Annotated in this window: 17 protein-coding genes; 13 read left to right on the forward strand and 4 right to left on the reverse strand. The window is 54.2% G+C overall.

Going from position 1 to position 13,418, the window contains the following annotated elements:
* Positions 1-16: 16 nt before the first annotated feature.
* The 3 genes from IM303_RS15730 to IM303_RS15740 all read right to left on the reverse strand — a co-directional run bounded on the left by IM303_RS15730 (position 17) and on the right by IM303_RS15740 (position 3,270).
* A complete protein-coding gene (locus IM303_RS15730) occupies positions 17-235 on the reverse strand; it encodes a YheU family protein (RefSeq protein WP_013099053.1) in 219 nt (72 codons plus the stop codon).
* Positions 232-1,254, reverse strand: a complete 1,023-nt coding sequence (locus tag IM303_RS15735) for a hydrolase (protein WP_048998964.1) — start codon at positions 1,252-1,254, stop codon at positions 232-234. Before IM303_RS15735 ends, IM303_RS15730 begins: the two co-directional genes overlap by 4 nt.
* 111 nt (positions 1,255-1,365) lie before the next feature.
* On the reverse strand, positions 1,366-3,270 hold the full coding sequence (locus tag IM303_RS15740; RefSeq protein WP_048998963.1) for an ABC transporter ATP-binding protein: 1,905 nt from the start codon (positions 3,268-3,270) through the stop codon (positions 1,366-1,368).
* A gap of 132 nt (positions 3,271-3,402) precedes the next feature.
* Between IM303_RS15740 and kefG the strand changes: the two genes are divergently transcribed.
* The 4 genes from kefG (at position 3,403) to slyD (ending at position 6,658) form a co-directional block, all read left to right on the forward strand.
* Entirely contained in the window at positions 3,403-3,954 is a 552-nt protein-coding gene (gene kefG / locus IM303_RS15745; RefSeq protein ID WP_048998961.1) for a glutathione-regulated potassium-efflux system ancillary protein KefG, read from the forward strand.
* Positions 3,954-5,759: a glutathione-regulated potassium-efflux system protein KefB gene (gene kefB, locus IM303_RS15750; RefSeq protein ID WP_048998960.1), complete on the forward strand. Its 1,806-nt coding sequence runs from the start codon at positions 3,954-3,956 to the stop codon at positions 5,757-5,759. The genes kefG and kefB overlap by 1 nt, the downstream gene beginning before the upstream one ends.
* Positions 5,760-5,772: 13 nt before the next feature.
* A complete protein-coding gene (locus IM303_RS15755; protein ID WP_003861689.1) occupies positions 5,773-5,973 on the forward strand; it encodes a YheV family putative zinc ribbon protein in 201 nt (66 codons plus the stop codon).
* A 94-nt stretch (positions 5,974-6,067) separates the two neighbouring features.
* Positions 6,068-6,658 carry a peptidylprolyl isomerase gene (slyD, locus tag IM303_RS15760; RefSeq protein WP_003861691.1) on the forward strand — a complete coding sequence of 197 codons (591 nt, stop codon included), beginning with the start codon at positions 6,068-6,070 and terminating at the stop codon, positions 6,656-6,658.
* A 51-nt stretch (positions 6,659-6,709) separates the two neighbouring features.
* Here the strand turns inward: slyD and IM303_RS15765 are convergent, their stop codons facing one another.
* A complete protein-coding gene (locus tag IM303_RS15765; RefSeq protein WP_028014642.1) occupies positions 6,710-6,928 on the reverse strand; it encodes a protein SlyX in 219 nt (72 codons plus the stop codon).
* Between the two features lie 238 nt (positions 6,929-7,166).
* Between IM303_RS15765 and fkpA the strand changes: the two genes are divergently transcribed.
* The 9 genes from fkpA to IM303_RS15810 all read left to right on the forward strand — a co-directional run.
* A complete protein-coding gene (gene fkpA, locus IM303_RS15770) occupies positions 7,167-7,988 on the forward strand; it encodes an FKBP-type peptidyl-prolyl cis-trans isomerase (protein ID WP_023331457.1) in 822 nt (273 codons plus the stop codon).
* A gap of 165 nt (positions 7,989-8,153) precedes the next feature.
* Positions 8,154-8,876, forward strand: coding sequence for a transcriptional regulator (locus IM303_RS15775; protein ID WP_014885489.1), 723 nt, complete (start codon positions 8,154-8,156; stop codon positions 8,874-8,876).
* On the forward strand, positions 8,876-9,262 hold the full coding sequence (gene tusD / locus IM303_RS15780; RefSeq protein WP_048998959.1) for a sulfurtransferase complex subunit TusD: 387 nt from the start codon (positions 8,876-8,878) through the stop codon (positions 9,260-9,262). The genes IM303_RS15775 and tusD overlap by 1 nt, the downstream gene beginning before the upstream one ends.
* Positions 9,262-9,621 (forward strand): sulfurtransferase complex subunit TusC, encoded by a 360-nt coding sequence (tusC, locus tag IM303_RS15785; RefSeq protein ID WP_045630323.1) that lies wholly within the window; start codon positions 9,262-9,264, stop codon positions 9,619-9,621. The genes tusD and tusC overlap by 1 nt, the downstream gene beginning before the upstream one ends.
* 7 nt (positions 9,622-9,628) lie before the next feature.
* Positions 9,629-9,916: a sulfurtransferase complex subunit TusB gene (gene tusB, locus IM303_RS15790; RefSeq protein ID WP_041911943.1), complete on the forward strand. Its 288-nt coding sequence runs from the start codon at positions 9,629-9,631 to the stop codon at positions 9,914-9,916.
* Positions 9,917-10,040: 124 nt separating this feature from the next.
* On the forward strand, positions 10,041-10,415 hold the full coding sequence (gene rpsL, locus IM303_RS15795; protein ID WP_000246815.1) for a 30S ribosomal protein S12: 375 nt from the start codon (positions 10,041-10,043) through the stop codon (positions 10,413-10,415).
* Positions 10,416-10,511: 96 nt separating this feature from the next.
* Entirely contained in the window at positions 10,512-10,982 is a 471-nt protein-coding gene (gene rpsG / locus IM303_RS15800) for a 30S ribosomal protein S7 (RefSeq protein ID WP_003861706.1), read from the forward strand.
* A gap of 96 nt (positions 10,983-11,078) precedes the next feature.
* Positions 11,079-13,193 (forward strand): elongation factor G, encoded by a 2,115-nt coding sequence (gene fusA / locus IM303_RS15805; RefSeq protein ID WP_028014637.1) that lies wholly within the window; start codon positions 11,079-11,081, stop codon positions 13,191-13,193.
* 69 nt (positions 13,194-13,262) lie between these two features.
* Positions 13,263-13,418, forward strand: a 156-nt coding sequence (locus IM303_RS15810; protein WP_227537769.1) for a GTP-binding protein, incomplete at its 3' end; no start/stop codon positions are given.

Consider the following 13,418-nt stretch of genomic DNA (forward strand, 5'->3'; position numbering starts at 1 on the left):
GGAAAAGGTTGGAAGATCAGCCGTGAAACGCGTTGCGGGGCATGATATTGACCGTCTCATGCAGTTCTGACCACACCAGCACCACGTCGCCGCTTTTCAGCTGGCGTTTTACATCGTTGACCTTTTGCTCAAGCGAACGCTCATGTTCACCATAATCGGTGCCTTCGCGTAATACAAAGCTTTCAATCAGATTATCGAGCGTTTCGGGAGCCAGATCCTGCCAGGGAATGATCATTTTGCACCATCCAGATAAGGAGTCAGCCAGTCAGGAATGCGCGCTTCCAGCCACATTTTCGGCCTGCGCAGCGTGCCGCCGATGAACCCCACGTGGCCACCATGTTCGGTCAGCTGGTAGTGAACGTTGTCAGGCAGGAATTCCTGCGCGGGAATAGAGTGATGATCCATGAACGGGTCATCTTTGGCGTGAATGATCAGCGTCGGCTGCGTGATTTTGCTGAGCAGCGGCATGGCGCTGCACTGTCGGTAATAGTCGATAGCATCGGCGAAGCCGTGAATTTTGGCGGTGATCAGATCGTCGAATTCGCGGATGCAGCGAACCTTTTTCAGCTGGCGCAGGCTTACCGGCAGGGTATCCGGATAGGCCTTCAGCTTTCGCGCCGCGTTGGCTTTCAGCAGGTTGAGCAGATAGCGCTGATAGACGCGAGAAAAGCCTTTTTCCATGTGGTAGCTGCACTGCTCCAGCATAAACGGTGCGGAGACAATCACTGCCGCATTCAGCGGTACGCTTTCGCCCTCTTTGGCCAGCAGACAGGCGAGCATATTACCGCCCAGCGAGTAGCCCACGGCGGCCGTTGGCGCGGCGCCATAATTTTCCCGCAGCCAGTGCAGAAACCACGTGCCATCTTCGGTTTCACCCGAGTGATAAATGCGTTTCTGACGATTCGGCTCGCCGCTACAGCCGCGAAAATGCATCACCACGCCGAGCCAGCCGCGCGCTTTGGCGGCCTCAATTAACCCATGCGCATACGGACTGTGCAGGCTGCCTTCTAAACCGTGAAAAACCACCAGACGCGGCTTATGAAGAGCCTGTTCCGGCGCTTCGCTCCAGGCGAGATCCAGAAAATCACCGTCCGGCAGATCGAGCCGTTGCCAGTGCGGAGTGAACTGGACCTTGCGGCGGATCAGCCGCGGCAGCATGGTCTGCAAATGGCAGTTGGTCACGCCGCGCATGGGCACGAACTCGGTGCTGTCTTCGGCTGTAATGTCGAAGTCTGATGGAATGATTTGGGTCATAAGGACGATGCTGATTCTTGTCAGAAATTCACTATACCTTCCGAATTGTACCCCGTTTAGCCTGGATTTCCGAACCAGAGATAGATTCCGTTCGCACAACGGGGTAAAAATTCAGTCTGCCTGCAGCATCGCTTCCAGCTGTTCCTGCGCGTCCAGCCATGCCATTTCGCACTCTTCGAGGCTGGATTTAGCTTTCGCCTGCGTTTGTAGACAATCCGTTAGCTCCGCTTTACGGCTCTGATCGTACAGGTCGCTGTCGCCCAGCTTCTCTTCGACGGCGGCAAGGATGGCGTTGAGCTTTTCCATCTCTTTTTCAAGACGGGCAATCTCTTTACGCAGCGGCTGGGTCTGGGTGCGCAGTTCCGCTTCGCGGCGCTTCTGGTCTTTACGCGACTGTGCGCTGTTGACGTTGTCTTTCGCTGACTCTTCCGGCTGGTTTTCCTGCTTTTGTACGTCCGTCAGCCACTGCTGGTAGTCTTCAAGATCGCCGTCGAACGGTTCGACTTTGCCGCCGTGTACCAGGTAGAGATCGTCGGTGGTGGAGCGGATCAGGTGGCGATCGTGCGACACGACAACCAGTGCGCCTTCGAACTCAATCAGCGCTTCGGTCAGCGCCTGACGCATGTCGAGATCCAGGTGGTTGGTCGGTTCATCGAGCAGCAGCAGGTTGGGTTTCTGCCAGACGATCAGCGCCAGCACCAGACGGGCTTTTTCGCCGCCCGAGAAACGCTCGGTGTTTTCGGTCACCTTATCGCCCTGGAAGCCGAAGCCGCCGAGGTAGTCGCGCAGCTTCTGCTCCATTTCCTGCGGCGCAAGACGCGCCAGATGCTGAATCGGGGATTCATCCGCGCGTAAAAATTCCAGCTGATGCTGGGCGAAATAGCCAAGCTTAATGCCCTTCGCCAGGCCGATTTCACCGCTGGTTGGGTTAAGCTCGCCCGCGAGCAGCTTAATTAATGTTGATTTACCGGCGCCGTTGCGCCCCAGCAGGCCAATGCGCGAACCCGGCACCAGGTTAAGCTTGATAGAGTCGAGGATGATGCGATCCCCATAACCCGCGCTGACCTTTTCCATCTTCAGAAGCGGGTTCGGCAGGCTTTCCGGCGCGCGGAAGCTGAAGTGGAACGGGTTATCCACGTGTGCCGGGGCAATCATCTCCATGCGTTCCAGCATCTTGATGCGGCTCTGGGCCTGCTTGGCTTTTGACGCTTTAGCTTTGAAGCGATCCACGAAGCTCTGCAGATGCGCCACGCGCTGCTGTTGGCTTTCATACATCGACTGCTGCTGAGCAAGGCGCGTCGCGCGCTGGCGCTCGAAGGAGCTGTAGTTGCCGGTGTACTCGAACATGGTTTGCTGTTCGATATGAATGATTTTATCCACCACCGGGTCGAGGAAGTCGCGGTCGTGGGAGATGAGAATCAGAGTGCCCTGATAGCTCTTGAGCCACTTCTCCAGCCAAATAACCGCATCGAGATCGAGGTGGTTGGTCGGTTCATCGAGCAGGAGCAGGTCTGAGCGGCAGATCAGCGCCTGCGCCAGGTTGAGGCGCATGCGCCAGCCGCCGGAGAAGTCGCTTACCGGGCGTTCAAGCTGTTCATTGCTAAAGCCCAGGCCGTGCAGCAGGCTGGAGGCGCGGGAGCGAATGGTCCACGCGTCGATGGCGTCCAGCTTGCCGTGAACGGTAGCGATGGCGTGACCGTCGTTGCGCTCGTTGGCCGCGTTGAGTTCCGCTTCGAGCTTACGGTACTCGCGATCTCCGTCGATAACATAGTCGAGCGCCGGTTCGCTCAGGGCAGGCGTCTCCTGGTTTACCCACGCGAGCTGCCAGTTCCCCGGGAAGGTAAAGTTACCACCATCCGCGCTAATCTCGTTTTTCAGCAGCGCCAGCAGGGTGGATTTACCGCAGCCGTTTTTGCCGACCAGACCCACTTTCTGGCCCGGGTTGATGGTAGCAGTGGCGTTATCCAGCAGGACGCGCACGCCGCGACGAATTTGTAACGAGGAGAAAACAATCATAGAAGCGCCGTATGTTCCGACTATGTTAATTTGTCATTATGATAATGTAAGGTGTGGGCCATTTTCCCCACCGGGCCGCCATGGTAGCCCAAAACGACAACAATACACAAAAACAGAACCGGGAGGGGAGTGATGTCTCAGACAGCGAAAGTGCTGCTGCTGTATGCCCATCCGGAATCTCAGGACTCGGTGGCGAACCGGGTGCTGCTTAAGCCGGCCACACAGCTCAGTAACGTCACGGTGCACGATCTCTACGCGCACTATCCTGATTTCTTTATCGATATTCCTTACGAGCAGGAACTGCTGCGTCAGCACGACGTGATTGTGTTCCAGCATCCGCTTTATACCTACAGCTGTCCGGCGCTGCTGAAAGAGTGGCTGGACCGCGTGCTGAGCCGGGGCTTTTCCAGCGGGGTGGGGGGCAACCAGCTGGCGGGAAAGTACTGGCGCAGTGTGATCACCACCGGTGAACCCGAAAGCGCTTACCGTCACGACGGGCTGAACCGCTACCCCATGAGCGACATCCTGAGGCCGTTCGAGCTGACGGCGGCCATGTGCCGCATGCACTGGATGAGCCCGATTATTGTTTACTGGGCGCGGCGTCAGGACCCGAAATCGCTGGCAAGCCACGCCAGAGCCTACGGTGAATGGCTGGCATCACCTATTCCGGCAGGAGGTCGTTAATGGAAGGATCGAATTTACTCCTCGCCGGGGTGCTGTTTTTATTTGCCGCCGTCGTCGCGGTGCCGCTTGCCGCCCGTATCGGCATCGGGGCGGTGCTGGGGTATTTGCTCGCGGGGATCGCCATTGGCCCATGGGGACTGGGTTTCATCAGCGACGTGGATGAAATTCTCCACTTCTCGGAGCTCGGCGTGGTGTTCCTGATGTTCATCATCGGCCTCGAACTGAACCCCTCGAAGCTGTGGCAGCTTCGACGCTCTATCTTTGGCGTGGGCGCCGCGCAGGTGCTGTTTAGCGCCGCGATTCTGGCTGGCCTGTTAATGCTGACCAACTTTTCCTGGCAGGCGGCGGTGATTGGCGGGATTGGTCTCGCAATGTCGTCGACGGCGATGGCGCTGCAGCTGATGCGCGACAAGGGGATGAACCGCAATGAGGCCGGACAGCTGGGCTTTTCGGTGCTGCTGTTCCAGGATTTAGCGGTGATCCCGGCGCTGGCGCTGGTGCCGCTGCTGGCGGGCTCGGGCGACGATCACTTCGACTGGGCAAAAATTTCTATGAAGGTGCTGGCCTTTGCGGGCATGCTGATTGGCGGACGTTTCCTGTTACGTCCGGTGTTCCGCTTTATTGCCGCCTCGGGCGTGCGCGAGGTGTTTACCGCCGCGACGCTGCTGCTGGTGCTCGGCTCGGCGCTGTTTATGGACGCGCTGGGGCTGTCGATGGCGCTGGGCACCTTTATTGCCGGCGTGCTGCTGGCGGAGAGTGAATATCGGCACGAACTGGAAATTGCCATCGATCCCTTCAAAGGGCTGCTGTTAGGCCTGTTCTTTATTTCGGTGGGAATGGCGCTCAATCTTGGCGTGCTTTATACCCATTTGCTCTGGGTTGCGGTGAGTGTTGCGATCCTGGTGGCGGTGAAAATGCTGGTGCTGTACGTCATGGCACGTATCTACGGGTTGCGCAGTTCTGAACGCATGCAGTTTGCCAGCGTGTTGAGCCAGGGGGGCGAGTTTGCGTTTGTGCTGTTCTCCACCGCCTCCTCCCAGAAGCTGTTTAAAGATGACCAGATGGCGCTGCTGCTGGTGACGGTAACGCTGTCGATGATGACCACGCCTCTGCTGATGAAGATGGTGGATAAACTCCTGTCGCGCCGCCTGAATCCGGCAGACGATGAAGATGAAGCGCCGTGGGTAGAAGACGATAAGCCGCAGGTGATCGTCGTGGGCTTCGGCCGCTTCGGGCAGGTGATTGGCCGCCTGTTGATGGCGAACAAAATGCGCATTACGGTGCTGGAGCGCGATATCAGCGCGGTCAACCTGATGCGCAAATATGGCTACAAGGTCTATTACGGCGATGCCACTCAGCTTGAGCTTCTGCGCTCGGCCGGGGCAGAAGCGGCAGAGTCCATCGTGATTACCTGTAACGACCCGGAAGACACGATGAAGCTGGTGGATCTTTGCCAGCAGCATTTCCCGCACCTGAATATTCTGGCGCGTGCCCGGGGGCGTGTTGAAGCTCACGAATTGTTGCAGGCAGGTGTGAAACACTTCTCCCGTGAGACGTTCTCCAGTGCGCTGGAGCTGGGGCGCAAGGCGCTGATCTCGCTTGGCATGCATCCTCACCAGGCGCAGCGCGCCCAGATGCACTTCCGCCGGCTGGATATGCGCATGCTGCGCGAATTAATGCCGGTACATAGCGATACGGCGCAGATCTCCCGCGTGCGGGAAGCGCGTCGCGAGCTGGAGGAGATTTTTCAGCGAGAGATGCAACAGGAACGACGCCAGCTCGACGGCTGGGATGAATTTGAATAAAAGGTAACGAAAGATGGCTGTACGTAAACGCTTTATCGCGGGTGCAAAGTGCCCGTCTTGCCAGGCTCAAGATACGCTGGCCATGTGGCGCGAAAATAATATTGATATAGTTGAGTGCGTTAAGTGCGGTCACCAGATGCGTGAGGCGGACAAAGAAGCACGCGATCACGTTCGCAAAGAAGAGCAAGTGATCGGCATTTTTCATCCAGACTAGCGATATGCTCTGAGTTTTTTTAAGCTTAAGGGTACACGGGTGCAGATTTCCGCTACAATCTGCGCCAGCAATTTTCCCACGCTCAGGAGATATCATGAAAGTAGCAAAAGACCTGGTGGTCAGCCTGGCCTATCAGGTACGTACAGAAGACGGTGTGTTGGTTGATGAGTCTCCGGTGAGTGCGCCGCTGGACTACCTGCATGGTCACGGTTCCCTGATTTCCGGCCTGGAAACTGCGCTGGAAGGTCATGAAGTTGGCGATAAATTCGACGTTGCTGTAGGCGCGAACGACGCTTACGGTCAGTATGACGACAACCTGGTTCAGCGCGTTCCTAAAGACGTGTTCATGGGCGTTGACGAGCTGCAGGTTGGCATGCGCTTCCTGGCTGAAACTGACCAGGGTCCGGTTCCTGTTGAAATCACTGAAGTTGAAGACGACCACGTCGTGGTTGACGGCAACCACATGCTGGCTGGCCAGAACCTGAAGTTCAACGTAGAAGTTGTTGCGATCCGTGAAGCGACCGAAGAAGAGCTGGCCCATGGCCACGTTCACGGTGCGCATGGTCACGACCATGATCACGATCACGGCCACGACGGCTGCTGCGGTGGTCACGGCCACGACCATGGTCATGACCACGGCCACGGTAAAGGTGGTTGCGGCAACGGCGGCTGCGGTTGCCACTAATTCCGTCATGCGGAAAATAAAAAAGCGGGATAATCCCGCTTTTTTTACGCCTCAATAATGAGGTGGTGGCGTCTCTTCCGACTGAGAGGCAATATTTGACGGCTGCGTCGCCTTCAGCTTTTCCGTCAGCAGGCGCATATGATCCCGCAGTTTCGCCATTTCGAGTTCGTGCGCGGTCACGGTCTGGTTAAGCTCTTCGATGGTGATGTCCTGAAAAGCCAGGCGGCTTTCCAGCTCAGCCATTCTCGCTTCTATCATTGTGTCCTTCATCATTCACCTCGTTTATATCTGATACGCCATATTGGCCCAGCGGCGGCGCAGTTTAACTGAGTTTATCCTTAAGTGCAGTCTCTATCCCGTTGGCAAGAAACTTATTTAAACAAAAATAGTCTGAAAAGTGGCGAGAATTGGAAGTGTCTGTCTGTAGATTTCTTCCGCAACGTTTTATAGTACGTCACTCATTTACGTTTAACGCTGGGGTGAGAGTCCCCAGGCCCTGGAGATATGGATGAAATCACTGTTTAAAGTAACGCTGCTGGCGACGACGATGGCTGTTGCACTGAACGCGCCGCTGTCATTCGCTGCTGATACTGCTGCGAAGCCTGCTGCCACTGCAGACAGCAAAGCGGCGTTCAAAAATGACGACCAGAAATCCGCCTACGCACTGGGCGCATCTCTGGGCCGCTACATGGAAAACTCTCTGAAAGAACAAGAGAAACTGGGCATCAAACTGGACAAAGCCCAGCTGATCGCGGGTGTTCAGGACGCCTTTGCTGATAAGAGCAAACTGTCTGACCAGGAAATCGAACAGACTCTGCAGGCGTTCGAAGCGCGCGTGAAGGGTGCCGCTCAGACCAAGATGGAAGCGGACGCTAAAGACAACGAAGCGAAAGGCAAAGCCTACCGCGACACCTTTGCTAAAGAGAAGGGTGTGAAAACCTCTTCTACTGGTCTGGTGTACAAAGTTGAGAAAGAAGGTACCGGTGATGCGCCTAAAGACAGCGACACCGTTGTGGTGAACTACAAAGGTACGCTGATCGACGGTAAAGAGTTCGACAACTCTTACACCCGTGGTGAACCTCTTTCCTTCCGTCTTGACGGTGTGATCCCAGGCTGGACTGAAGGCCTGAAAAACATCAAAAAAGGCGGCAAAATCAAGCTGGTTATCCCACCGGATCTGGCCTATGGCAAAACTGGCGTTCCGGGTATCCCGGCTAACTCCACGCTGGTCTTCGACGTAGAGCTGCTGGACATCAAACCAGCGCCGAAAGCGGATGCGAAACCGGAAGCGCAGGCAGATCAGAAAGCTGCGACAGACGCTAAGAAGTAATGTGATGCAAACCGCCGCCTTTTAAGGCGGCGGTTTTTTATTGTGGGGCAGATATAATTAACACTGGAAAGCGTTAGGCACGCTGTATTAATTTAGTTGTCCGTGTAGATAATGAGCCTGCCCTGAAAACCTAACGACAGGCTCCTGAAAAGGAGTGTTTTTTTCATGTCCAGGTCGCTTTTAACCAACGAAACCAGTGAACTTGATTTGCTGGATCAACGTCCTTTTGACCAGACCGACTTCGATATTCTGAAATCCTATGAAGCGGTAGTGGACGGGTTAGCGATGCTCATTGGTTCCCACTGCGAAATCGTATTGCACTCCCTGCAAGATCTGAAGTGTTCCGCCATCCGCATTGCTAATGGTGAGCATACCGGCCGTAAAATTGGTTCGCCAATTACCGACCTTGCATTGCGTATGTTGCATGACATGACCGGCGCGGACAGCAGCGTCTCAAAATGTTATTTCACCCGCGCCAAAAGCGGCGTGCTGATGAAATCAGAAACCATCGCGATTCGAAATCGCGAGCATCGTGTGATTGGGCTGCTGTGCATCAACATGAACCTTGATGTGCCATTCTCGCAGATCATGAGCACCTTTATTCCGCCAGAAACGCCAGACGTTGGCTCTTCTGTTAACTTTGCCTCCTCCGTTGAAGATCTCGTCACGCAGACGCTTGAGTTCACCATTGAAGAGGTCAATGCTGACCGCAACGTATCGAACAACGCCAAGAATCGCCAGATCGTACTCAATCTCTACGAGAAAGGGATTTTCGACATTAAAGATGCCATCAACCAGGTGGCCGATCGTCTGAACATCTCCAAGCATACGGTTTACCTCTACATCCGTCAGTTCAAAAGCGGCGATTTCGTGGGGCAAGATAAGTAATGCGTTTTGCATTAATGGTGACGGGCCCGGCGTATGGGACTCAACAGGCCAGCAGCGCGCTGCAGTTTGCGCATGCGCTGCTGGCGACCGGACACGAACTGGCGAGCGTCTTCTTCTATCGGGAAGGGGTGTATAACGCGAACCAGTTTACGTCGCCGGCGAGCGACGAGTTTGATCTGGTCCGCGCCTGGCAGGCGTTAAATGAAAAGCAGGGCGTTGAGCTGCATATCTGCGTGGCGGCGGCGCTGCGTCGCGGCGTGACGGATGCAGCCGAAGCCGAGCGCCTGGGATTATCAGGCGCTAACCTGCAGCCTGGTTTTTCGTTGAGTGGTCTGGGCGCATTGGCTCAGGCGGCGTTAACCTGCGACAGATTGGTGCAATTCTGATGAAGCGTGTGGCATTTGTTTTTTCTTCTGCGCCGCACGGCAGCACCTCTGGCCGCGAAGGCCTGGATGCGCTGCTTGCGACATCGGCGTTAACAGAAGATATCGGTGTCTTCTTTCTGGGGGACGGCGTGCTTCAGCTTCTGGCGGGCCAACAGCCGCAGGCCATTCTGGCGCGCGACTACATCGCCACCTTCAAAGTGCTGCCGCTTTACGATATCGAAACCTGCTATGTCTGTGCCGACTCTTTAACGGCGCGCGGTTTAAGCGATAAGACGCCTTTTGTGCTGGATGTGACGACCTTACCTGCCGCAGCACTGCGTGAACAACTATCCCACTACGACACCATTCTGACTTTCTGAGGCTTCCATGCTCCATATTCTCAGCCATTCACCATGGCAATGTGATATCGACACGCTGTTGAGCATGCTGCGCGAAGGTGACGATCTGCTGCTGATTCAGGATGGCGTGCTCGCTGCACTTGAAGGTGGACGTTTCGTTGAAATTCTCACGAATGCCCCCATAACGGTCTCTGCGCTGAAGGACGATCTGGATGCGCGGGGTCTTTCTGGTCAAATTTCAGCCAAAATTGACGTGGTTGGCTATACTGATTTCGTCAATCTTACTGTGACGCACGCCAGTCAAATGAACTGGTGATTTGAGATCGCTGTATATTTCTTGACACCTTTTCGACGTAGCCCTAAAATTTCGCGTCCTCATATTGTATGAGGTCGTTTTATTACGTGTTTACGAAGCAAAAGCTAAAACCAGGAGCTATTTAATGGCAACAGTTAACCAGCTGGTACGCAAACCACGTGCACGCAAAGTTGCAAAAAGCAACGTGCCTGCGCTGGAAGCCTGCCCGCAGAAACGTGGCGTATGTACTCGTGTATATACCACCACTCCTAAAAAACCAAACTCCGCACTGCGTAAAGTATGCCGTGTGCGTTTGACTAACGGTTTCGAAGTGACTTCCTACATCGGTGGTGAAGGTCACAACCTGCAGGAGCACTCTGTGATCCTGATCCGTGGCGGTCGTGTTAAAGACCTTCCGGGTGTTCGTTACCACACCGTTCGTGGTGCGCTGGACTGCTCAGGTGTTAAAGACCGTAAGCAGGCTCGCTCCAAGTACGGCGTGAAGCGTCCTAAGGCTTAATGGTTCTCCGTTAAGTAAGGCCAAACTGATTTATCTTAATGTCAAACTAAACTCGTAGAGTTTTGGACAATCCTGAATTAACAACGGAGTATTCCCATGCCACGTCGTCGCGTCATTGGTCAGCGTAAAATTCTTCCAGATCCGAAGTTCGGATCAGAACTGCTGGCAAAATTTGTAAATATCCTGATGGTAGATGGTAAAAAATCTACTGCAGAAGCAATCGTATACAGCGCGCTGGAGACCCTGGCTCAGCGTTCTGGTAAAAATGAACTGGAAGCTTTCGAAGTCGCTCTCGACAACGTTCGCCCAACTGTAGAAGTTAAGTCCCGCCGCGTTGGTGGTTCTACTTATCAGGTTCCAGTTGAAGTTCGTCCGGTTCGTCGTAATGCCCTGGCAATGCGTTGGATCGTTGAAGCTGCTCGTAAACGCGGTGATAAATCCATGGCTCTGCGTCTGGCGAACGAACTTTCTGATGCTGCAGAAAACAAAGGTACTGCAGTTAAGAAACGTGAAGACGTTCACCGTATGGCAGAAGCCAACAAGGCGTTCGCACACTACCGTTGGTAATCCCTTCGGAGTATTAGTCACCAGGCGGGCGCTTCAGAGAAGCTGCCCGCTCTGGGTAACTTAACTGAACGCCTAAAGAAACAAACGAGGAATCAAATGGCTCGTACAACACCCATCGCACGCTACCGTAACATCGGTATCAGTGCGCACATCGACGCCGGTAAGACCACTACTACCGAACGTATTCTGTTCTACACCGGTGTAAACCATAAAATCGGTGAAGTTCATGACGGCGCAGCCACCATGGACTGGATGGAACAGGAGCAGGAGCGTGGTATTACCATCACCTCCGCAGCGACTACTGCATTCTGGTCAGGTATGGCTAAGCAGTACGAACCGCATCGCGTAAACATCATCGACACCCCGGGCCACGTTGACTTCACCATCGAAGTAGAACGTTCCATGCGTGTTCTTGACGGCGCGGTAATGGTTTATTGCGCAGTTGGTGGTGTTCAGCCACAGTCTGAAACCGTATGGCGTCAGGCGAACAAATATAAAGTTCCACGCATCGCGTTCGTTAACAAAATGGACCGTATGGGTGCTAACTTCCTGAAAGTTGTTGGCCAGATCAAAACCCGTCTGGGCGCGAACCCTGTTCCGCTGCAGCTGGCAATTGGTGCTGAAGAAGGCTTCACCGGCGTTATCGACCTGGTGAAAATGAAAGCCATCAACTGGAACGATGCAGACCAGGGCGTTACCTTCGAATACGAAGATATCCCGGCTGAGATGCAGGACCTGGCTGACGAATGGCACCAGAACCTGATCGAATCCGCTGCTGAAGCTTCTGAAGAGCTGATGGAGAAATACCTGGGTGGTGAAGAACTGTCTGAAGAAGAGATCAAAAAAGCTCTGCGTCAGCGCGTTCTGAACAACGAAATCATCCTGGTAACCTGTGGTTCTGCGTTCAAGAACAAAGGTGTTCAGGCGATGCTGGATGCGGTAGTTGACTACCTGCCATCCCCGGTTGACGTTCCTGCGATCAACGGCATCCTGGACGACGGTAAAGATACTCCGGCTGAGCGTCACGCAAGTGATGACGAGCCGTTCTCTGCACTGGCGTTCAAAATTGCTACCGACCCATTCGTGGGTAACCTGACCTTCTTCCGCGTTTACTCTGGTGTGGTTAACTCTGGTGATACCATCCTGAACTCCGTGAAAGCGGCGCGTGAACGTTTTGGCCGTATCGTACAGATGCACGCTAACAAACGTGAAGAGATCAAAGAAGTTCGTGCGGGCGACATCGCTGCAGCTATCGGTCTGAAAGACGTGACCACTGGTGACACCCTGTGTGACCCGGATCACCCGATCATTCTGGAGCGTATGGAATTCCCTGAGCCGGTAATCTCCATCGCGGTTGAACCAAAAACCAAAGCTGACCAGGAAAAAATGGGTCTGGCTCTGGGCCGTCTGGCGAAAGAAGACCCATCATTCCGCGTATGGACTGATGAAGAATCTAACCAGACCATCATCGCTGGTATGGGTGAACTGCACCTGGACATCATCGTTGACCGTATGAAGCGTGAATTCAACGTTGAAGCGAACGTGGGTAAACCTCAGGTTGCTTACCGCGAAGCGATTCGCGCGAAAGTTACCGATGTTGAAGGTAAACACGCTAAGCAGTCTGGTGGTCGCGGTCAGTACGGTCACGTTGTGATCGACATGTACCCACTGGAGCCGGGCTCTAACCCGAAAGGTTACGAGTTCATCAACGACATCAAAGGTGGTGTAATTCCTGGCGAATACATCCCAGCCGTTGATAAAGGCATCCAGGAACAGCTGAAAGCGGGCCCTCTGGCTGGCTATCCGGTTGTTGACATGGGTATCCGTCTGCACTTCGGTTCTTACCACGACGTTGACTCCTCTGAACTGGCGTTTAAACTGGCTGCGTCTATTGCCTTTAAAGAAGGCTTTAAGAAAGCAAAACCAGTTCTGCTTGAGCCAATCATGAAGGTTGAAGTAGAAACTCCTGAAGAGAACACCGGTGACGTTATCGGTGACTTGAGCCGTCGTCGCGGTATGCTGCGTGGTCAGGAATCCGAAGTAACTGGCGTTAAGATCCACGCTGAAGTTCCGCTGTCTGAAATGTTCGGATATGCAACTCAGCTGCGTTCTCTGACCAAAGGTCGTGCATCATACACCATGGAATTCCTGAAGTATGATGATGCGCCTAACAACGTTGCTCAGGCCGTTATTGAAGCCCGTGGTAAGTAATCCACAGGATTAAAACCTAAGTCCCGTGCTCTCTCCAGAGGGGAGAGCACTATAGTAAGGAATATAGCCGTGTCTAAAGAAAAATTTGAACGTACAAAACCGCACGTCAACGTTGGTACTATCGGCCACGTTGACCATGGTAAAACTACCCTGACCGCTGCAATCACTACCGTTCTGGCTAAAACCTACGGTGGTTCTGCTCGTGCATTCGACCAGATCGATAAC

Source organism: Enterobacter cloacae complex sp. P38RS (assembly GCF_014930775.1).
Lineage (GTDB): Bacteria > Pseudomonadota > Gammaproteobacteria > Enterobacterales > Enterobacteriaceae > Enterobacter > Enterobacter bugandensis.